Below are 20,304 nucleotides of genomic sequence, written 5' to 3' on the forward strand. Positions count from 1 at the left end.
TTGTGCGAATTGGATTGAAACCACGGGGATAATGATCCGCATCAGCCCCACAACGACTTCAGGCGCTCAGGTTCCCCGATAGCGCAACCGGCCAACAAAGCGGGCCATGCTGAACCGGTCGCCACGCCGGCCAGTGACCCTGGCCTTGACCTTTTCGAACTGCATGACATTTTCGATCCGGCGGTCGAGAAAGGCTTTGGTTTCGGAATAGCCTTCGCTTTCATCATCGAGAAAAACGCTGAGCGTGCTGCCATAGACACCCGACAACAGGGTGCGCTTGGTATAATGATTATAGTCGGTCGCGACATCACCGGCGAGCCGCCACATCTTGTCGGCTGCCCGCCAGCCCATTTTCGCGGCCCGGCGCAAATGCGGCGGTGCCGCCAATATCGCCAGCGCGCGCCGCAATCCTTCGCGATCTCCCTCAAGCGCTTCCAGCCGGGCTTCGACCAGCGCCTTGATGCGCTCCCGTATTTTCATGGCGGCGAGTTCATCGGCGCTGTATTTCGCCGCCATTTTCTCATCCACAGCCTGAAACCAGGCGTCGATCATATCGACCGGGCCTTCGTTGAAAGCGAGTCTGGCTAGATCGGCATCTACGCCGGCAAGGTCCGCAGCGGCCAATACGGCCTTCTCGTTCCAGCCGTCAAACGCCGCCTGCGCGGCCAGTGCGGGCGCGAGAAAGGCGCGCACTTCATCCAGGGTCGGATCTTCGGGAAGCGATGCGGACATGAGAGTTCCTTTGAAATCAGAGCTATCAATATAGACAGAAATTGCTTCGTTTCAAACCATTGCATTCGGGCCCACGGCATCTTAACTGTCTGATTAACAATCCATGCCTCTTGTTTCAGGGAATTTCATCTTGACCACATTGTTCGATCCGATCACCGTTGGCGCCATCGAGGCCTCCAACCGCATGTTCATGGCTCCGCTCACCCGCTGTCGTTCGACCATGGAATTTGTCCCGACCCCGATCATGGGCGAATATTATGCCCAGCGCTCCGGCGCCGGCCTGATCATTTCCGAAGCCACCGGAATCAGCCAGCAGGGCCTCGGAACGCCTTTCGCACCGGGCATATGGAATGAAGCGCAGACCGAAGCATGGAAGCCGGTTATCGAACGCGTCCATCAGGCCGGTGGCAAGATCATCTGCCAGCTGTGGCACATGGGCCGCATCGTCCATCCCGACTTCCTGGATGGCGAGAAACCGGTTTCCGCTTCCGCGACAACCGCACCGGGCAGCGTCCGCACCTATCAGGGCAAACGCGACTATGAAGAAGCGCGCCCGCTGGAAATCTCGGAAATCCCCGGCTTGCTCGATGATTATCAAAATGCAGCCGAGAACGCGAAAAAGGCCGGCTTTGACGGGGTGCAGCTGCACGCCGCCAATGGCTATCTGATCGACCAGTTCATTCGTTCCGGCACCAATTTGCGAACCGACGAATATGGCGGCCCGGTAGAGAACCGTATCCGTCTGCTCGGCGAAGTGACCCAGCGGCTGGTTGATGTCTGGGGCAGCGACCGGGTTGCGGTTCGCCTGTCACCCAATGGCGATTCTCAAGGCGCCGATGACGCGACGCCAGTCGAAACATTCACCGCAGCGGCGAAACTGCTCGACAAGATCGGCATCGCCTTTCTCGAGCTGCGCGAGCCCCCTGCCCACGGCACCTACGGCAATACCGATGTGCCGCCAGTAAGCCCGCAGATCCGACCCGTGTTCAACGGCCCGCTCGTGCTCAACAGCGATTATTTTTATGACAATGCGACCGCAGCGCTGGTCGAGAACAAGGCCGATGCGATCAGCTTTGGCCGGACCTTCATGACCAACCCCGATCTGCCCGAACGCTTCCGCCAAGGTGCAGAGCTCAACCCGATCGACTTTACCCCGACATGGTATAGCCAAGGGCCAGAAGGATATGTCGACTATCCGACGATGGAACAAAAAGAGGCAGAGTCTGCCTGAACAAAGGGCGCTCGGCTAAAAGGCGCTCTTCAAGCGGCGGAACATGTCCTGAACCGCTGATTCGTCTTCAATTTCCTGCTCCAGCCGCGTCGAGAGGCGCTGCAGGCGCAGGAACAATTCTTCGCTGGCCATGATAATCTGGCGCGCCTCTTTCGGGAACCGGTTCACCATCCGCGGATCGGAGACCGGCGCGTCGCCGAGCCTGCGGTCATGATTCCAGACCTCTCCTTCGGACAATTCCCCGCTCTGAAGCGCTTTCTGGTTCAGCAACCAAGCAATGCAGTGCATCAATCTTGTCGTCACTTTCAGTGATTCACAGGAAAAGGATACGACCAGGAGATCGCCCGAATCGGTTTCATCATTGAAACGGCCCGATTCAAAATAGGATCGCGCCTCATCCGCCAGGACCATCGCTTCAGTATAAAGGGCGTCCATCAGTCTCAGCGTCAAAAGGGATTCACGATCTGGCATATTTGCTCCGTAGCAACTTATCGTTGTCGGTTGACAGGCAATTTTACAATAGAGATAGCTCCGTAAGGCGTCTGTTTCAAACTGACACGCGGGGATTTCTGGGGTTAACTGGTGGACAGTTGTGGTTAACGATTTGTAAGCCCGCAGAACAGCTTGCGCGTCAGGCAATGATGTCGGGAATGAGCTGGTTTTCGATCAGGATGATACGATCGCGCAACTGCAATTTTCTTTTCTTGAGTCGAGCCGTCCGGAGCTGATCTATATTGCCTGCGTCTACCAGCGCGGCGATCGCTTCGTCGAGATCGCGATGCTCCGTTTTCAGCAGTTCGAGCCGCATTTGCAACTCTTCATCGCTCATCCCCATTTCGGTTCAATCTCCCCCTTGCGCCATTGCAACAATTTTGTAATCTTATTCCTATTCATGGTTCATGTCGAAACCAAGACAATTTAATCATGAAGACGAAACGCCACGGTCAATTGGCTGGTACAGCAGGAAAGGAAGCTTTCATCCTCTTTCAATTTCAAAAAACAACATTTTTGAGGAGACTTTAATGATTCAGAATCACATGTCAGCATTGCGCAACAAACACGAAGCGCTGGAACGCAAAATCAATGAAGAAGAAACCCGGCCTCTTCCCGACACGATTCGAATCCACAGTCTCAAGAAAGAGAAGCTCCGACTGAAAGAAGAGCTGCAGGATTAGCACGGGCTCGGCGACCCCGTTCAAACCAGACTGGCAATAAAAATCTGTTTTGGCCAAAGAGCTCTTTTTCAACATCGCGCTCACTTGGCGTTTCTGCTAGGCGACTATCATGCCCACAACAGATCCTTCGAGTACCAAGACCGCCCGTAGCATCCTGACCGGCCTCCGGTCGATCATGGCATCGCGCGGTAATGCCCAGATTAAATTGAACCAGGTCGTCGATACGATCGCGGATGCGGTAAGCAGCGAGGTCTGTTCGATATATCTGCGGCGGGATGGCGTATTGGAATTATTCGCCACCCGCGGCCTGAACGCCGAAGCGGTTCACGTCACGAAACTCGCTATGGGTGAAGGTCTGACCGGCTATATCGCCAAAAATGTCGAGACACTGAACCTCGACGAAGCGGCCAGTCATCCCGATTTTCAATATCGGCCGGAAACCGGGGAAGAAAAATTTCATAGCTTTGCCGGCGTGCCGATCATCCGCAACCAGCAGGCAATCGGTGTATTATGCGCCCAGCATGTCGAACCGCGTCGATATTCCGAAGTGGAGATTGAGGCATTTCAGACAGCCGCGATGGTGCTGTCGGAACTGATCACCAGCGCTGAATTTGTTGATGACAATTTCGCGGAAGAAACCGCGTCGCTGGACAATGGTGCCACTCGTCTGAGCGGCTTGCAACTGGTCAAGGGCAAGGCCAGCGGCCACGCGGTATTCCACCAGCCACGGGTGAAAATCGAACATACGGTAGCGGAAGACACCGAAGCCGAGCGGCATCGGGTTTACTCCGCCTTCGACAAGATGCGCGACCAGATTGAACAGATGACCAGTCAGGCGGAATTCGGCATCGGTGGCGAGCATGAGGCCGTGCTCGAGACCTACAAGATGTTTGCTTATGATGAGGGCTGGAGCCGGCGCATCAATGAAGCGATCGACAGCGGCCTGACCGCCGAAGCGGCGATCGAAAGAGTGCAGCAGCATACCAGGATGCGGATGCGGCAGATTGACGACCCACTGCTGGCGGAGCGCATGCATGATCTGGAAGATCTGGCCAACCGCCTGTTGCGCACCGTTTCCGGCCAGATGGGCACCGCGGCAAAAATGGGCCTGCGGCAGGACACTATCCTGATCGCCCGCAATCTGGGACCGGCGGAATTGCTCGAATATGACCGGCGCAAGTTGAAAGGCGTGGTCCTCGAAGAAGGCTCTCTGACCGCCCATGTCACGATCATTGCACGAGCAATGGGCATTCCCATACTCGGCCAGGTCAAGAATATCCGGCAAGTCGTCCGGGAAGATGATCATCTCCTGCTCAATGTCGACGAAAATGTCGTATTTGTCCGGCCCGGCCCTTCGGTCGAGGAGGCGTTTGAAGCGCAGCTCGAGCTCAGCCAGAAAAAGCGCGCTGCTTATTCCGAACTGCGCGACAAGGAAGCGATCACCAAAGACGGGGTGCGGATCACCGTCAATATCAACGCGGGCTTGCGGGACGATCTGGCATTGCTCAATCTAACCGGGGCGGACGGCATCGGACTGTTCCGGACCGAATTCCAGTTCCTGGTCGCCGCGACCATGCCGGGACGGGCTGGCCAGACCCGTTTCTACCGTGATGTCCTTGATTCTGCGGGCGAAAAGCCGGTGATATTCCGCACTATCGATATCGGCGGCGACAAGCCGCTCCCCTATTTTCAGGCAAGCGAGTCCAAAGAAGACAATCCGGCCATGGGCTGGCGGGCGATCCGCATCGGTCTGGAACGGGATGCCCTGATGAAAGTCCAGGCGCGAGCCCTGATCGAGGCTGCGGCCGGTCGAAAGCTGAACGTCATGTTCCCGATGATCGCGGAGCCATGGGAATTCGATGAAGCCAAGGCGGTATTCGAAAATCAGCGCGCCTATCTGCTCAGCCAGAAAAAACGCCTGCCCACGCAAATCAGATATGGCGCCATGCTCGAGGTCCCAGCCCTGGCAGAATGTCTTGACCTGATGGCAGACCGGCTCGATTTTCTGTCGATCGGGACCAATGATCTCACCCAGTTTCTGTTTGCGGCGGACCGCAGCAATCCCAAATTGGCGGAACGATTTGACTGGATGAGTCCGGCGATTCTCAGATTCTTGCGCCGCGCCTCGGTCGATGCCGAACGGTTCGGCATCCCGCTGAGCGTATGCGGGGAAATGGGTGGCCGCCCGCTGGATGCTCTGGCGCTATTGGGGCTCGGCATTCGCAGTCTGTCAATCACCCCGGCATCGGTTGGCCCGATCAAGGCGATGGTCCGGTCGCTGGATCTCGGTCAAGCCAAGCTGGAAATTGAATCCATCCTGAAAGAAGCACCTGCCGAACCGCGATCGCGTCTCGAACAATGGGCCAGTCAGCGCAATGTCGACCTGGACTGATCAGTTTTAAGACCATCAGCCGACAAATTTTCTGTTGAAGGGCGTAAAATGGTAAAATCCAGCGTCTAGAACATGATAGTCATTGACTTTTGTTGGCCAAACTGGCTTTTTTCAAGGAAATATCCGGGAAGTGCGAAAAGGGTCGCAAATTGATCCGGCCAAGGGAGTATTGAGTGGCCGAAGAAACCAATGACGACGAAAATGTCGAACTGAATCTGCACAGCACCGGCGAAATATTGCGCCGTGCTCGCGAGCAGAAAAGCATGTCGCTGGAAGACATATCCAAGAAAACCCGAATTCCGCAGCGCCATCTGGAATCGATTGAAAGCGGTGATTTTGACGCTCTTCCCGGACGCACTTATGCGATCGGCTTTGCCAAATCCTATGCCCGAACGGTCGGTCTGGTCGATGCGACCATCGGTAGCCAGTTGCGCGAAGAAATGGAAGAACTGGGTCATGGTGCATTCCAGCCTGAAATGAGTGGATATTCTCCCGCCAATCCCTCCAGTGTCCCGCCGCTCTATCTCGCATGGACTGCCGCAGCTATCGCTGCATTGGTATTGATCGGCTATCTTGTTTGGCGATCATTGGTCCTCAATCCGGATGCCATTACGCCGACAGCAGAAAGCGAAATCGCAACGCCGGTTGAAAGCGCGGCGGAGAATATTAATCCGCAGACCGTAGAAGATGGCAGTCCGCTGCCATCGAGTCAGGGAACTGTTGTACTGACTGCTACCGAAAATGTCTGGATGAAAATCTATGATGCCAAGGGCGAACGCCTGTTTGAAAATGAATTGGCCGCCGGGGATACGTTCACTGTTCCAGCGGATGCCGACGACCCGCAGATTCTGACCGGACGTCCGGCAGCACTGACTGTGACGATAGACGGCCAGGTTGTCCCGCAACTGGGTACTGCAGAGCGAACCATCAAGGATGTCGGCGTCAGCGCGGCAGCTTTGCTTGCTCGTGAAACAGTCAGCGATCCGGCAGCCGATTTAACGTCTGACTGAGGACGGCGCGCATCATCATGATAGCGAAGAGCGGCAGGACAAGGGCCGCTTTCCTTCATGTATTTCTTTACTTTTCAGTGTAGTATATGGTTATTATACGCGAAATCAGCGGAGGCCTCGATGAAGAAATTCGGTATCACAATTCTGCTCACCAGCTTGCTAGTCAGCACGCCGGCATCGGCTCAGAATGCAAATGTCGACAAGCGCGTCGATCGGCTGGAGCAGGAAATGCGCGCGGTTCAGCGCAAGGTTTTCCCTGGCGGGTCCAGCCGCTATTTCGAACCTGAAATCACCGCCGAAACCGGCCCTGCATCGCCGGCAGCGGCGACCACGACTTCGGCCGTTTCCGATTTGATCGCGCGCGTGGATACGCTGGAGCGCAGCTTGGCCAACCTCACCGGTCAAGTTGAGGAAAACGGGTTTCGACTGAAAAAAATCGAAGACCGGTTGGCCGCAGCCGAAGCGTCCGCAGCGATCCCCACGGCCACGAGCGCTGCCGGAACTGCACCGATAGTGGCCCCAAAAACCACTCCCAAAGCAGCAGCGGCTGAGGCTGCCCCCGATCCCAAGCGGGTGGTTGGCGTTGCCGCGATTGTCATGCCGGATACCGGCGATGCCGGTGAAGACGCCTATGTATATGGCTATCGCTTGTGGGAAGCCAAATTCTATCCCGAAGCGCAGGCGCAGCTGAAGAAAATGGTCGAGGATCATCCGGCCCATCGGCGCGCGAGCTTCGCCCAGAACCTGCTCGGTCGTGCCTATCTTGATGATAAGAAACCCGCTCTGGCTTCGGTTGCTCTCTATGAAAATTATCAGAAAAGACCGCGCGGAGAACGCGCTCCGGACAGCCTCTATTTCTTGAGCACCGCCCTGGTACAACTGGGCAAGAAGCCTGATGCCTGCCGCGTATTGGCAGAAATGCAGGATGTCTATCCCGAAGTTGCCAGTGGCCGGCTTGCCGATCGCGTGATATCGGGCAAGGCTGCCGCCAACTGCAAATGAATCATGGATGATGAAGCCGCCTCGCTCGACGAACGGTTTGTGCAGGCGCTTGATCGGCTGATTCCCGCATTTGCATCGAACGAGGAAAAGCTGGGGCTGGCCGTATCCGGCGGTCCCGACAGCCTGGCTCTGCTGCTGCTCGCATCGCAAGCCCATCCGGGCCGGATTGCCGCAGCAACCGTCGATCACGGCTTGCGCCCTGAGGCTCTTGCGGAAGCAGAATTCGTGGCATCAATCTGTAGCGATCGCGGCATCCCACACGAAATATTGCGACCGGTCGTCCCGATCCGCGGCAGTATCCAGAGCGCGGCAAGACGAGCCCGTTATGGATTGCTGCTCGACTGGATGAAGGACAAGCATATCCAATGGCTGGCCACCGCCCATCATGCCGATGATCAGCTGGAAACAATGATCATGCGCATTTTGCGCGGCAGCGGTATCGACGGCATGTCGGGGATCAGGGAGAAACGGGCCCATATCATCCGGCCCCTGCTGCATTTTCAAAAGGCGGAACTGATCTCCTATGTTGCCAATCAGGGTCTGGACGCGGTCGATGATCCATCCAATCGCGATCAGGGCTTTGACCGGGTGCGGGTGCGCAATGCGCTTCGCGATCTCGAAGGCTTCGACACCAGCCTTGCCAGCCAGAGCGCAAGCGCCCTGGGGTCGGCGCGCGAGGCACTGGAATGGATGGTGGAGTGGCTCGCCGAGGAACATGTCACAGCCAACGACACAGGCTGCACCCTCGCTCATACCAACTTTCCGCACGAGATCCAGCGGCGGCTGTTGCTCAGATGCCTGCATATCTGTGACCCTGCCCTCTCGCCGCGCGGTAGCCAGATCGACCAGACGATCAGTGCGCTGGAAAAGGGCGAAACCGTCACACTCGGCAATATATTGTGCCGGGGCGGTGAGAGCTGGTCCTTTCAGACCGCTCCAAAGCGCCGCAACAGCTGAATGTTCTCAATCTGGCATATTCTGATCGATTACGATCACACTGATCGGTAAAAACATTGGCCTTCATATTGTCATCCGCAGCAAAAGGACTATCTTTAGAGAAATGAAAAAATCTCGGCGCGATGCCATTCATCCGCCGCGACAGTGATTACAGGATAAGATGCGCGATGAATGACGAACAGGATCCCAAAGAAAACCCCTGGATGAAAAGCATGTTCATCTGGGCCGGCGTCATCGTGGCGCTGCTGCTCACGGTTTCGATGTTTGGCGCTGGTGCGGCCTCGGATGCTGGCACAGGAATCAGCTACTCCTCCTTCCGCAACAAGGTTGAAGAAGGCAGCGTGAAAAGCGTTTCCATCGCGCCGGACAAGATCACCGGTGAACTGACCAATGGCGACATGTTCTCTACCACGCCGGTTGGCAGCGATCCGTCGCTGGTCAATCTGCTGGATGAAAAAGGCGTCGAATATAGCGGCAAGGCACAGGAACAGGCCAGTATCTGGCAGATCATCCTCGTGCAGTCCCTGCCCTTCCTGCTGATCCTCGGCATCGCCTTCTTCGTGCTGCGCCAGATGCAAAAGGGCAGCGGCTCTGGCGCCATGGGCTTTGGCAAGTCCAAGGCCAAGCTGCTGACCGAAAAGCAGGGCAAGGTAACCTTTCAGGATGTGGCCGGGATCGACGAAGCCCGCGAAGAGCTGGAAGAGATTGTTGAATTTCTGAAAAACCCCGGACGTTTTGCCAAGCTTGGTGGCCAGATACCAAAAGGCGCACTGCTTGTCGGTTCGCCTGGTACCGGTAAAACCCTTCTGGCTCGCGCCATTGCGGGCGAAGCGGGCGTGCCGTTCTTCTCCATATCCGGCTCCGATTTTGTCGAAATGTTTGTCGGCGTCGGCGCCAGCCGTGTCCGCGACATGTTCGAACAGGCCAAGAAAAACGCACCGTGCATCGTCTTCATCGACGAAATCGACGCGGTCGGTCGCCATCGTGGCGCCGGTCTTGGCAATGGCAATGACGAGCGCGAGCAGACTCTGAACCAGCTATTGGTCGAGATGGATGGTTTTGAAGCCAATGAAGGGATCATCATCATCGCCGCGACCAACCGTCCCGACGTGCTGGATCCGGCACTGCTGCGTCCCGGCCGGTTTGACCGGCAGGTTGTCGTACCGCGTCCCGATATCGAAGGACGCGAGAAGATCCTTGCTGTCCACATGAAGAAAGTACCATTGGCTCCGGACGTCGACGCACGCACGATTGCGCGCGGCACGCCCGGCTTCTCGGGTGCTGATCTTGCAAACCTCGTCAATGAAGCCGCGCTGATGGCAGCTCGCCGTGGCAAACGGATGGTCGCGATGAGCGAGTTCGAGGATGCCAAGGACAAGGTCATGATGGGCACGGAGCGCAAGTCCATGGTGATGACCGACGACGAGAAGAAGATGACCGCTTATCATGAAGCAGGCCATGCTATTGTCTCGGTGCACGAGGAAGCATCCGATCCGATCCACAAGGCGACGATCATTCCGCGCGGCCGCGCGCTCGGCATGGTCATGCGGCTGCCCGAGCGTGACAATTACAGCTATCACCGCGACAAGATGCACGCCAATATGGCGGTATCCATGGGTGGACGCGTCGCCGAGGAAATCATCTTCGGCTATGATAAAGTGTCTTCAGGCGCTTCCAGCGACATCCAATATGCCACGAAGCTTGCACGCGACATGGTTACCCAATGGGGCATGTCCGACGAGATGGGACCGCTGCAATATGAAGAGGAACAGGGCGAAACCTTCCTCGGCTATTCGCAGTCCCAGCGCGTGCACATGTCAGACGAGACCGCGAAGAAAATTGACCTAGAGATCCGCAAGTTGATCGACGACAGCTATAATCGGGCGAAGCATCTGCTGACCAAACATAATGACCAGCTCCACGCGCTGGCTAATGCCTTGCTCGAATATGAGACCCTGTCCGGCGAGGAAATCGACGAACTGGTCAAGAACGGGAAGTTCGAACGGCCGGATGGTGGCGTTGTCAAACCGGCGGCTGTGCCATCAGTCGGCGCATCGATCCCGAAAGCGGGACGGAAGAAAAAAGGCCCGTTTGGCGATCCCAAACCACAAGGCGCTTAATCTCCGTCCGGCAACGGAACAAGAAACAAGAAAGGCCGCTCGGGATATTCCCAGCGGCCTTTTCTTTTGTCTCAATGATATTTGCGGCGAACCGCAAGCCGTTTAGCGGCGACCGTAGTCTCCGGCGACACCAGCGCTGCGTGGTGGTGCAGCGGCAGTGAGGCGAAGCGCTTCAGCCGACTGGCTGATCGAACCGATTTCATCCGGCGTATCATCATCGTCGATGAGAACCTTCTGCAACGACTGAATCAGGCTTTCCTGCAGATCCTTCGGCTTGACCGTTTCTTCTGCGATCTCGCGCAGGGCGACAACCGGGTTTTTATCGCGATCGCGATCGACAGTCAGCTCTGCGCCGCCTGAAATCTCACGTGCGCGCTGGGCAGCAAACAACACCAGATCAAACCGGTTTGTGACTTTATCAACGCAATCTTCAACCGTAACGCGAGCCATAAGGCGCTCCTGATTCTGCAAACTATAGGAAAAGAGGCCTGCATCTAGGGCGATGAGCGGGATTTGTCAACAAATCCGGACACTCGCAAGCATCGGCCCGGAAACTAATCGGCAATCTAATGGTTTGTTGCTATGCCGATGATAATCTATGCCCCGGAACAATGAAAATCACCACTGATAAGAACCAGTTATCGCAACCCGCTGCACCGCAATGGTTCGATGTCGGCGGAAACCGCTTGCGGCTCGTCCGCACGGCACCGGAGCGCCTTTCCGCGCTGGTGGACATGCTCGAGGGAGCAGAAAAAAGCCTGAAATTATTCTTCTACATGTTCGAGGATGACGGCTTGGGCCGAAGGATTCTGGATATTCTGATTGCCGCCTGCGAGCGCGGCCTGGCGGTGGAAATGATGGTCGACAGTTTCGGATCCAATGGCGCTCCGCGCAGTTTTTTTGATCCGCTGATCGATGCAGGCGGCAAATTCAGGGTTTTCAGCCCGCGTTTTTCCACCAGCTATTTTGTCCGCAATCATCAGAAGATGATCATCGCGGACGATTGCTGCGCCCTGATCGGCGGATTCAATATCGCCGATGAATATTTCGATATGCATTCGCAGGCTCAGGATAATGGCCCGAGTGCGGAAAGCTGGGAAGATCTCGGCCTCCAGATCGAGGGGCCTGAGGTCGAAAATCTGGCCGATTATTATCGGCTTTTGTCCAACTGGGTTTACCGGGACAATGGCAACATGCGTTTGCTGCGGAGGATGGTGCGCCACTGGGAGGCAGGCGAAGGCCAGTTTCAGTGGCTGCTCGGGGGGCCGAGCAATCGCCTGAGCCGCTGGGCACGGGCGATCAAGAATGATCTGGAGAACGGCAGCAGGCTTGATCTCGTCACCGCGTATTTTTCCCCTGGCCAAGGGCTTTTGCGCCGGATCGGCGGATTGTCAAAGCGCGGCGGGCAAAGCCGGATCATATTGCCGGGCAAAACCGACAATGGCGCAACCATGGGGGCGAGTCGGCTGCTATACGGATATCTGCTGAAGCGACACGCTCATCTTTTCGAATATCAACCCAGACGACTCCACACCAAATTGGTGATCGTCGATGACGCCGTCTATGTCGGTTCGGCCAATTTCGATTTGCGCAGTCTGTTTATCAATGTGGAAATGATGCTGCGGATCGAAGATGCCGGCTTCGCCAATCATGCGCGTACCGTGATTGATATCTTGCACGAAGATGCCGAGACGATCACGCCGGAACTGCACAAATCCCGCCGGACTTTTCTCAATCGACTACGTTGGACAATATCCTATTTTCTCGTCAACACGCTCGACTATCGCGTTACCCGCAGATTAAATTTCGGCATCCGGAAATAGTTGGCACATTCCGCAGATCTGCTGATTTGCCAGCCTGCGGGAACAACCTGCCGCAGCAGAAGAATCATTCACCGCAATCGGCAATTTTGCCCCTGTTCAGACTGAGGCGCTTAGCTAGAAGGATATATGAACATTCAAACAGCAGAGAAGCGTGAACGCTTGAGATATTTTCGCCATATATCGATATTGGTGCTGACCGTCACGCTGAGCGCCTGTGTTTCGGCGCCAAACCGGCCGGTGGCGCGACCGGACAATGCTCCGCCCCCCGTCTATCAGAACCGGGCACCATCAGCGCCACCTCGCGTTGACAATGCTCGGGAACTGCCCAATCCTGCTCTGGTGCGGGAAATCGATCAGCTATGGCGGACTTTTCCTGGAAAAACCGGGATTGCCGTCAAACGGATTGATGGTGGATGGGAATTCGGACACCGGTCCGACGAATATTTCCCGCAGCAAAGCGTTTCCAAGCTTTGGGTGGCGATGGCCATGCTCGACAAGATCGATCAGGGCCGCGCATCCCTGTCCGACCCGATCCGCATCGGCAAGGAAGACCTGACCGTCTTTCATCAGCCAATGGCGGTCGAAGTGGAACGGGAAGGCTCGGTCGTAAAGTCGGTTTACACATTGCTCGAAAAGGCGCTTGCCAGCAGCGACAATACCGCCAATGACGCCTTGCTTCGTCATGCCGGCGGGCCGGATGCCGTCCGCCGTTTCATCGCGAAAAATTCGCTCGGGAAAATCCGCTTCGGGCCCGGCGAGCGATTGCTGCAAAGCGGTATTGCCGGAATGGAGTGGAAGCAGGACCTGTCCTACCGGCGAACTTTCTACGCGGCCCGCGCCAAAATACCGGTCGAGCAGCGACGGCAATCTCTCAACGCCTATCTCGCCGATCCGGTTGATGGCGCCAGTCCGATTGCGATCGTTCGCGCCCTCGACAAATTGGCCCGCGGCGAATTGCTCTCCGATAATTCGACGAAGTTGCTGCAGTCCATATTGAAACGCACGCGGAGCGGTCCGAACCGGCTAAAGGCGGGCGTACCGGCAGGTTGGGAATTCCTCCACAAGACCGGGACCGGTCAAGTTCTGGGGTCGATGGCGACCGGATATAATGATATCGGCATCATGACCGCACCCGACGGCACGCGCTATGCGGTGGTCGTGATGATGGGAGATACGACCGCTTCGATCCCCGAACGCATGCGTATGATGCAGGCGGTGACACGCGCGGTCGCCCGCTACCACCCTGGTTAGCGCTTATTCGGTTTCGGCGGGAACAGCTTGCCCGTCGTCGATTGAATCAGGCGGCGTGTTGCGCTCGTCGAGCATTTTTGCCGCTTCGTCCAGCGCCTGAGCTTCGCCGACGGTAACGCCACCGGGGCCCGGATCATTTTGCGCCGGACCGCAAGCCGCCAATCCGGTCAATAAGAGGGCACTGAAAATCTTTCTCATCGCATCTCCATAACCGCAATTCAGGCCCGGCCAAAGACAAAAAAAAGGGCCATCCGAAGACAGCCCTTTTTCGCAAACTGATAGAAAAGCTTAGTTAACTGCTTTTTTCGCAGCAGCGGCAGCTTTGTCTACTGCATCGTTGGCAGCTTCTTTAGCAGCGGTGCCAGCAGCATCAGCAGCAGCGCCGGCAGCGACAGCAGCTTCGCCAGCTGCATCAGCAGCTTCTGCGGTTGCTTCAACAGCGGCGTCGCCCATTGCGTCAGCTTCGCCTTCAGCAGCTTCCATGGCATCGTCAGCGGCTTCTTCAGCGGTTGCTTCTGTGCCTTCTACTGTTTCTTCAACGCCGGTTTCAGCATTGTCTGCGCCAGAACATGCGGCCAGGCCTAGTGCAGCGGCCAAAACGATTGATGTTGTAACTTTTTTCATTGGGGTAACCCTCTATTATATTCCTCAAAAACCACGCATGCCGGGATTTCTTCGATTTCCTTTGGCATGCGGTGCGCATCTTTACCGATATGGCGGATTGAACGCAATGAAGAACCTGTTTCCGGAATTTCCCGCTTTGTAAATTCTCGTAGACTGCCCGCCAGAAACAAAAGCCAAAGGTAGAATATCAAGCCGATTGACCAGATATAAAGATTTCTTTATATAGCCTTTCGACATGGACCATATCTTGAACATATTCCGAGCACTCGCCGACCCGACGCGGTTACGAATCATGCTTTTGCTGCAAAAAATGGAACTGGCCGTCGGCGAACTTGCTCAAATTCTGGATCAAAGCCAGCCCCGCATCTCCCGACACATCAGAATATTGGATGAAGCCGGGCTGGCAGAACGCCGAAAAGAAGGCAGCTGGGTGTTTCTGAAACCCGGTCCAGCATCCGAGCTGGAAATATTGGGACGCATCTTTCGGTCGGCCAAGGTTGCGAAGTCCGAGCAGGCGATTCAGGATCAAGCGCAGCTATCACTGGTACGCAAGGCACGGGCCGAAATGGCGGAGCGCTATTTTTCGGCCCATGCCGAAGAATGGGACGCAATCCGGTCGCTGCATTTGCCCGAAGCGGAAGTCGAGCGGGCGATGCTCGCTCTGCTGCGAGACGCGCAACTCGGCAAGATGCTGGATATCGGGACCGGGACAGGACGGATGGTCGAACTGTTCGGACCATCAGCCATATCGATCATCGCGCTCGACAAAAGCCCGGAAATGTTACGGCTGGCCCGAGCGAAATTGCTCGAAAGCGAGACCGAGAACGGATCCAACCTGATTGAAAAGACCGAGCTCAAGCAAGGCGATTTCAACCGGCTGCCTGTCGACAGCAATGCCGTCGACAGTGTCATCCTGCATCAGGTATTGCATTATGCCCAGCATCCGGAAGCCGTGCTCGTCGAAGTGTCCCGCGTGCTGAAATCCGATGGTCTCGTTCTGATCGCGGATTTTGCTGCGCATGACCGGGAAGATCTTCGTACCGAACATGCTCATGCACGTCTCGGCTTTAGCGATGACAGCATGAAACGCTGGCTCACCGAGTCAAAGCTCGAGCTGGTGCAAACCAGAACGCTGGACGGGGGCGAACTGACGGTCAAAATATGGGTCGCCAGAAAGCCGCGCATTCCAAGCCTGCATCCCGATTCCTCCGAATTGGCCTCCCAAACTGAACATTTGAAAAGAGCATCAGCATGAACAATCCAGCACGGCCAAAGGGTTTAATCGAACTGGAAGAGGCCAAACGCGCGCTTGATGTACCCTTGTTCGCAGGATTGAGCGGAGACGCCGATGTTTCGTTCGAATTTTTCCCGCCCAAATCCGAAAAGATGGAACAAACCCTGTGGGATAGCGTGGTCACTCTCGAGCCGCTCAATCCGCGATTTGTATCGGTGACCTATGGTGCCGGCGGCACCACCCGTGAGCGCACCCATGCGACGGTGGCCAGGATTGCGAAGGAAACCAATATTCCGGCTGCGGCACATCTGACTTGCGTCGGCGCGAGCAAAGCGGAGATCGCGGAAGTTGCCCGGTCCTATTGGGACGCGGGCGTACGCCATATTGTCGCCTTGCGCGGCGATCCACCCGCAGAGGGCCAGGCCTTCGAACCACATCCGCAAGGCTATGCCAGTGCCGCAGAGCTGGTAAAGGGGCTGACCGATATCGCGCCATTTGAAATTTCGGTTGCCGCTTATCCGGAAACCCATCCGGAAGCCAGTTGCCCGCAAAGCGACCTCGACAATCTCAAGCGCAAGCTTGATGCCGGAGCCAGTCGGGCAATCACCCAGTTTTTCTTTACCGCAGAAGCTTTTTTCCGCTTCCGCGATGCGGCGGCTGCAGCCGGCATCGACGCCGAGTTGGTGCCAGGTATCTTGCCGGTTTCCAATGTAGCTCAGACGCGCAAATTTGCCGGCATGTGCGGCGCGGAAATCCCGCCATGGATGAATGATCTGTTTGAAGGGCTGGACGACCATCCCTCGGCACGGCAACTGATCGCCGCCACGGTAGCAGCGGAACTCTGCCGCAAGCTTTATGCCGGCGGCGTTCGCCAGTTTCATTTTTACACGCTCAACCGAGCAGAACTTAGCTACGCCATTTGTCACTTGCTCGGCAAGCGACCCACTGGCGAACGACAGGAGAAAGCGGCATGACCAACGCACGCGAACAATTGCAGAAACTGGCCGCCGAACGCATTCTGGTGTTCGACGGCGGCTATGGCACGGCGATCCAGAACTACCGTCTCGGCGAAGAGGATTATCGTGGCAATCTTGATCTGACCGATGATCAGAAGGGCAATAACGACCTGCTCAGCCTGACCCGGCCGGACATCATTGAAGCCATCCATACATCCTATCTCGAAGCCGGCGCTGACATCGTCGAAACCAATACATTCAGTTCCACCGTGATCAGCCAGGCCGATTATGGTTGCGAGCATCTGGTCCGGGATCTGAACGTCAAATCGGCTGAAATTGCGCGGGCCGCCTGCGACAAGGCAGAAGCCAAGGATGGCCGGCCGCGCTTTGTTGCCGGGTCCGTTGGCCCCACCAACAAGACGCTGTCCCTGTCCCCCGATGTCAATGACCCCGGTTTTCGGGAAATCGATTATGATTATCTGAAGGGCGTCTATCGTGACCAATGCGATGCCTTGATCGACGGCGGGGTCGACTTTCTGCTGATCGAAACCATCTTTGATACGCTCAACGCCAAATGCGCCGGCATGGCAGCCATGGAAGCCGCCGAAGCAAGCGGCCGGGACGTGCCGCTGATGATATCGATGACCCTGACCGATCTGTCCGGGCGAAATCTGTCAGGCCATACGGTCGAGGCTTTCTGGCACGCGGTCCGGCATCTGAAGCCGCTGACCATCGGGCTCAACTGTTCCTTCGGGGCCGACCAGCTCCGCCCGCATCTGGCGATGCTGTCGAAAGAGGCGGACTGCCTGATCATGGCCTATCCCAATGCCGGCCTGCCCAATGATCTCGGCGAATATGACGAAATGCCGGATGAGACGGCGGAATTGATCGGCGATTGGCTGAAGGACGGATTGGTCAATATCGTCGGCGGCTGCTGCGGGACCACACCGGACCATATTGCAGCCATTGCAAAGGCGCTGTCTGACCAGGAACCGCGCAAGATACCGACGATTGCCGTACACACACGCCTCTCTGGCCTGGAACCGTTCAACATGGCGGCGTGAGCGGCCTGCCTTCGCTTCGCATTGTGCAGCCAAGGCGCAAATAACGTAATTATAATTGTCTCTCGGCTGCGGTCGGGACAAACGGATAATATCACAAGATTATGACACAGTCCTCTTCTACCAATTTCGTCAATATCGGCGAACGCACCAATGTTACCGGCTCTGCACGTTTCAAGAAGCTCATCCTCAACGATGACTATGAAGCTGCGGTCGAAGTCGCCCGCCAGCAGGTCGAGAATGGCGCGCAGGTGATCGATATCAATATGGACGAGGGTCTGCTCGACGCGCATCATGCGATGACGACATTTCTGAAGCTGATTTCCGCCGAGCCGGATATCGCGCGCGTGCCGGTGATGATCGACAGCAGCAAATGGTCGGTGATCGAAGCGGGGCTGAAATGCGTATCCGGCAAGCCGATCGTCAACAGTATCTCGATGAAGGAAGGCGAAGAGGAGTTTCTCAACCATGCGCGCAAATGCATGGCTTATGGCGCCGCCGTTGTCGTCATGGCCTTTGATGAAACCGGACAGGCCGATACCAAGGACCGCAAGATCGAGATTTGCGAACGCGCCTACAAGCTGCTCACCGGAATCGGCTTCCCGCCGGAAGATATTATCTTCGACCCCAATGTCTTTGCGATCGCGACCGGTATTGACGAACATCGCCGCTATGGCCTCGATTTCATCGAGGCGACCCGCGAAATCCGCAAGCGCTGCCCGCATGTCCATATTTCCGGCGGCCTTTCCAATCTCTCCTTCAGCTTTCGCGGCAACGAGCCGGTGCGCAAGGCGATGCACAGCGTCTTTCTCTATCATGCGATTCCCGCGGGCATGGACATGGCGATCGTCAACGCCGGCCAGCTGGATATTTATGATGATATCGATCCGGAACTGCGCGAGCTTTGCGAAGATGTGATATTCGACCGCCGCGACGATGCCACCGACCGGCTGATCACGCTCGCCGAAAAATTCCGTGGCACCGATGAAGTCGCGGAAAAGGCGGCGGCAGAATGGCGCGGCTATGAAGTGCACAAGCGTCTGGAACATGCGCTGGTAAAAGGCATCGACGCGCATATCGTCGAAGATACCGAGGAAATGCGACTGGCGGTCAAGAATCGTTCAGGCCGGCCGATCGAAGTGATCGAAGGCCCGCTGATGGATGGCATGAATATCGTCGGTGATCTGTTCGGATCGGGCAAGATGTTCCTGCCGCAAGTGGTGAAATCCGCTCGTGTCATGAAAAAGGCCGTTGCCCATCTCTTCCCTTATATCGAGGCAGAGAAAGACGAAAAGGCCAAGGGCAAGGGCAAGATCATCATGGCCACGGTCAAGGGCGATGTGCACGATATCGGCAAGAATATCGTTGGCGTTGTGCTGCAGTGCAATGGCTTTGAAGTCATCGATCTCGGCGTGATGGTATCGTGGACCGATATTTTGAAGGCCGCCAACGAGAACAATGCGGATATCATTGGCCTTTCCGGCCTGATCACGCCTTCGCTCGACGAGATGGTGACGGTCGCGGAAGAAATGGAACGGGCAAAAATGCAGACGCCGTTGTTGATCGGCGGCGCAACCACCTCCAAGACTCACACGGCGTTGCGCATCGAACCCGCCTATACCGGCCCGACCATCCATGTGCTCGATGCCAGCCGCGCCGTCGGCGTGGCCTCGCAACTGGTCAGCGACACGCAGGCCGTCGGCTTTATCGCCAAGACCCGGGAAGATTATGAACAGGTCCGCATCGCGCGAGCGGGCAAGACCGGAAAGAAACTGGCGACGCTCGAAGAAGCCCGCGCCAATGCGGCCAAGGTCGACATGTCCCTCAAGGCTGCGGCACCGGCTAAACCGGGGTTGCATGTGTACGAGGACTGGGATCTGGCGGAGTTGCGGAATTATATCGACTGGACTCCGTTTTTCCGGGCCTGGGAACTGGCCGGCAACTATCCCGCCATCCTGACCGACAAGATCGTCGGCGAAAGCGCCAGCGATCTGTTCCGCGATGCCCAGGTGATGCTCGACAAGATTATCGAGGAGAAATGGCTGACTGCTAAGGGCGTGGCTGGCATCTGGCGGGCGCGGCGGGAAGGCGATGACATATTGGTCTCGCCGGAAAATGAAGAATTCACCCTGCCTATGTTGCGGCAACAGGTGGTCAAGCGCGGCGGCAAGCCGAATAATTGCCTCGCCGATTTTATCGACAGCGCGGATGACTGGATCGGTGGCTTTGCCGTCACCGCCGGCCATGGCATTGACGAGCATGTCCAGCGGTTCGAGATGGACAAGGATGATTATAACAGCATCCTGTTAAAAGCACTGGCAGACCGGCTGGCCGAAGCCTTTGCCGAGCGCATGCATGAACATGTCCGGAAAGACCTGTGGGGCTATGCCGCAGACGAGAATCTCAACAACAAGGATCTGGTTCGGGAAAAATACAAGGGCATTCGCCCTGCCCCCGGCTACCCGGCTTGCCCGGATCACAGCCTCAAGCCGATATTGTTCGATATGCTCAATGCAACGGAGAATACCGGCATCGAGCTGACCAGCGGCTTCGCGATGACGCCGACTGCAGCGGTTTCGGGTTTCTATTTTGCCCACCCGGAGGCTGACTATTTCGGCGTAGCGCGGATCAGCGAAGATCAGGTTGAAGAATATGCGACAAGGCGCGGCGTATCCGTCGACCAGGCGCGGCAATGGTTGCGGCCCAATTTGAACGAATAAGCGGTTTCTATAAATT

General features: G+C 56.5%; 19 protein-coding genes. 13 read left to right on the forward strand and 6 right to left on the reverse strand.

All coding sequences use genetic code 11. The annotated features are described in order from the left end of the window. Positions 1-66: 66 nt before the first annotated feature. Positions 67-732 carry a COQ9 family protein gene (locus tag AZE99_RS11450; RefSeq protein WP_067201188.1) on the reverse strand — a complete coding sequence of 222 codons (666 nt, stop codon included), beginning with the start codon at positions 730-732 and terminating at the stop codon, positions 67-69. Positions 733-862: 130 nt separating this feature from the next. Here AZE99_RS11450 and AZE99_RS11455 point away from each other — a divergent pair, with 130 nt between their 5' ends. Beyond that, positions 863-1,963 (forward strand): alkene reductase, encoded by a 1,101-nt coding sequence (locus AZE99_RS11455; RefSeq protein WP_067201190.1) that lies wholly within the window; start codon positions 863-865, stop codon positions 1,961-1,963. A gap of 15 nt (positions 1,964-1,978) precedes the next feature. Here AZE99_RS11455 and AZE99_RS11460 read toward each other — a convergent pair whose 3' ends face one another. Both AZE99_RS11460 and AZE99_RS11465 read right to left on the reverse strand, forming a co-directional pair. After that, positions 1,979-2,434, reverse strand: a complete 456-nt coding sequence (locus AZE99_RS11460; protein ID WP_082788349.1) for a DUF1465 family protein — start codon at positions 2,432-2,434, stop codon at positions 1,979-1,981. Between the two features lie 160 nt (positions 2,435-2,594). Then, on the reverse strand, positions 2,595-2,792 hold the full coding sequence (locus AZE99_RS11465) for a YdcH family protein (protein ID WP_067203599.1): 198 nt from the start codon (positions 2,790-2,792) through the stop codon (positions 2,595-2,597). A gap of 193 nt (positions 2,793-2,985) precedes the next feature. Between AZE99_RS11465 and AZE99_RS15955 the strand changes: the two genes are divergently transcribed. The 6 genes from AZE99_RS15955 (at position 2,986) to ftsH (ending at position 10,619) form a co-directional block, all read left to right on the forward strand. Continuing rightward, positions 2,986-3,138 (forward strand): YdcH family protein, encoded by a 153-nt coding sequence (locus AZE99_RS15955; protein ID WP_082788350.1) that lies wholly within the window; start codon positions 2,986-2,988, stop codon positions 3,136-3,138. Between the two features lie 109 nt (positions 3,139-3,247). Further along, a complete protein-coding gene (ptsP, locus tag AZE99_RS11470; RefSeq protein ID WP_067201192.1) occupies positions 3,248-5,530 on the forward strand; it encodes a phosphoenolpyruvate--protein phosphotransferase in 2,283 nt (760 codons plus the stop codon). Positions 5,531-5,703: 173 nt separating this feature from the next. Then, positions 5,704-6,540 carry a helix-turn-helix domain-containing protein gene (locus AZE99_RS11475; protein ID WP_067201195.1) on the forward strand — a complete coding sequence of 279 codons (837 nt, stop codon included), beginning with the start codon at positions 5,704-5,706 and terminating at the stop codon, positions 6,538-6,540. Between the two features lie 120 nt (positions 6,541-6,660). After that, positions 6,661-7,542 (forward strand): hypothetical protein, encoded by an 882-nt coding sequence (locus tag AZE99_RS11480; RefSeq protein ID WP_067201198.1) that lies wholly within the window; start codon positions 6,661-6,663, stop codon positions 7,540-7,542. Positions 7,543-7,545: 3 nt separating this feature from the next. Then, positions 7,546-8,499, forward strand: coding sequence for a tRNA lysidine(34) synthetase TilS (gene tilS, locus AZE99_RS11485; RefSeq protein ID WP_067201201.1), 954 nt, complete (start codon positions 7,546-7,548; stop codon positions 8,497-8,499). Between the two features lie 167 nt (positions 8,500-8,666). Continuing rightward, entirely contained in the window at positions 8,667-10,619 is a 1,953-nt protein-coding gene (ftsH, locus tag AZE99_RS11490) for an ATP-dependent zinc metalloprotease FtsH (RefSeq protein ID WP_067201202.1), read from the forward strand. A 102-nt stretch (positions 10,620-10,721) separates the two neighbouring features. Here ftsH and rpoZ read toward each other — a convergent pair whose 3' ends face one another. Further along, positions 10,722-11,069, reverse strand: a complete 348-nt coding sequence (gene rpoZ, locus AZE99_RS11495) for a DNA-directed RNA polymerase subunit omega (RefSeq protein WP_067201203.1) — start codon at positions 11,067-11,069, stop codon at positions 10,722-10,724. Positions 11,070-11,230: 161 nt separating this feature from the next. On the opposite strand from rpoZ, the gene AZE99_RS11500 reads away from it, so the two are divergent. After that, a complete protein-coding gene (locus tag AZE99_RS11500; protein WP_067201205.1) occupies positions 11,231-12,442 on the forward strand; it encodes a phospholipase D-like domain-containing protein in 1,212 nt (403 codons plus the stop codon). Positions 12,443-12,568: 126 nt separating this feature from the next. Continuing rightward, positions 12,569-13,693, forward strand: a complete 1,125-nt coding sequence (locus tag AZE99_RS11505) for a serine hydrolase (protein WP_067201206.1) — start codon at positions 12,569-12,571, stop codon at positions 13,691-13,693. 3 nt (positions 13,694-13,696) lie between these two features. Here the strand turns inward: AZE99_RS11505 and AZE99_RS11510 are convergent, their stop codons facing one another. After that, the gene (locus AZE99_RS11510; protein ID WP_156472235.1) at positions 13,697-13,891 is read right to left on the reverse strand and encodes a hypothetical protein; all 195 of its coding nucleotides are present in this window, start codon (positions 13,889-13,891) and stop codon (positions 13,697-13,699) included. Positions 13,892-13,981: 90 nt separating this feature from the next. Continuing rightward, on the reverse strand, positions 13,982-14,317 hold the full coding sequence (locus tag AZE99_RS11515) for a hypothetical protein (protein WP_067201209.1): 336 nt from the start codon (positions 14,315-14,317) through the stop codon (positions 13,982-13,984). 235 nt (positions 14,318-14,552) lie between these two features. Here AZE99_RS11515 and AZE99_RS11520 point away from each other — a divergent pair, with 235 nt between their 5' ends. From AZE99_RS11520 to metH, 4 genes are all read left to right on the forward strand, one after another. Next, complete coding sequence (locus AZE99_RS11520) at positions 14,553-15,572, forward strand: ArsR/SmtB family transcription factor (RefSeq protein WP_067201212.1); 1,020 nt, start codon at positions 14,553-14,555, stop codon at positions 15,570-15,572. After that, the gene (gene metF / locus AZE99_RS11525) at positions 15,569-16,525 is read left to right on the forward strand and encodes a methylenetetrahydrofolate reductase (protein WP_067201215.1); all 957 of its coding nucleotides are present in this window, start codon (positions 15,569-15,571) and stop codon (positions 16,523-16,525) included. Before AZE99_RS11520 ends, metF begins: the two co-directional genes overlap by 4 nt. Continuing rightward, complete coding sequence (locus AZE99_RS11530; protein WP_067201216.1) at positions 16,522-17,571, forward strand: homocysteine S-methyltransferase family protein; 1,050 nt, start codon at positions 16,522-16,524, stop codon at positions 17,569-17,571. The genes metF and AZE99_RS11530 overlap by 4 nt, the downstream gene beginning before the upstream one ends. A 101-nt stretch (positions 17,572-17,672) precedes the next feature. After that, complete coding sequence (gene metH, locus AZE99_RS11535; protein ID WP_067201218.1) at positions 17,673-20,288, forward strand: methionine synthase; 2,616 nt, start codon at positions 17,673-17,675, stop codon at positions 20,286-20,288. Positions 20,289-20,304: the final 16 nt, after the last annotated feature.

It is taken from the genome of Sphingorhabdus sp. M41 (assembly GCF_001586275.1).
Taxonomy (GTDB): Bacteria; Pseudomonadota; Alphaproteobacteria; order Sphingomonadales; family Sphingomonadaceae; genus Parasphingorhabdus.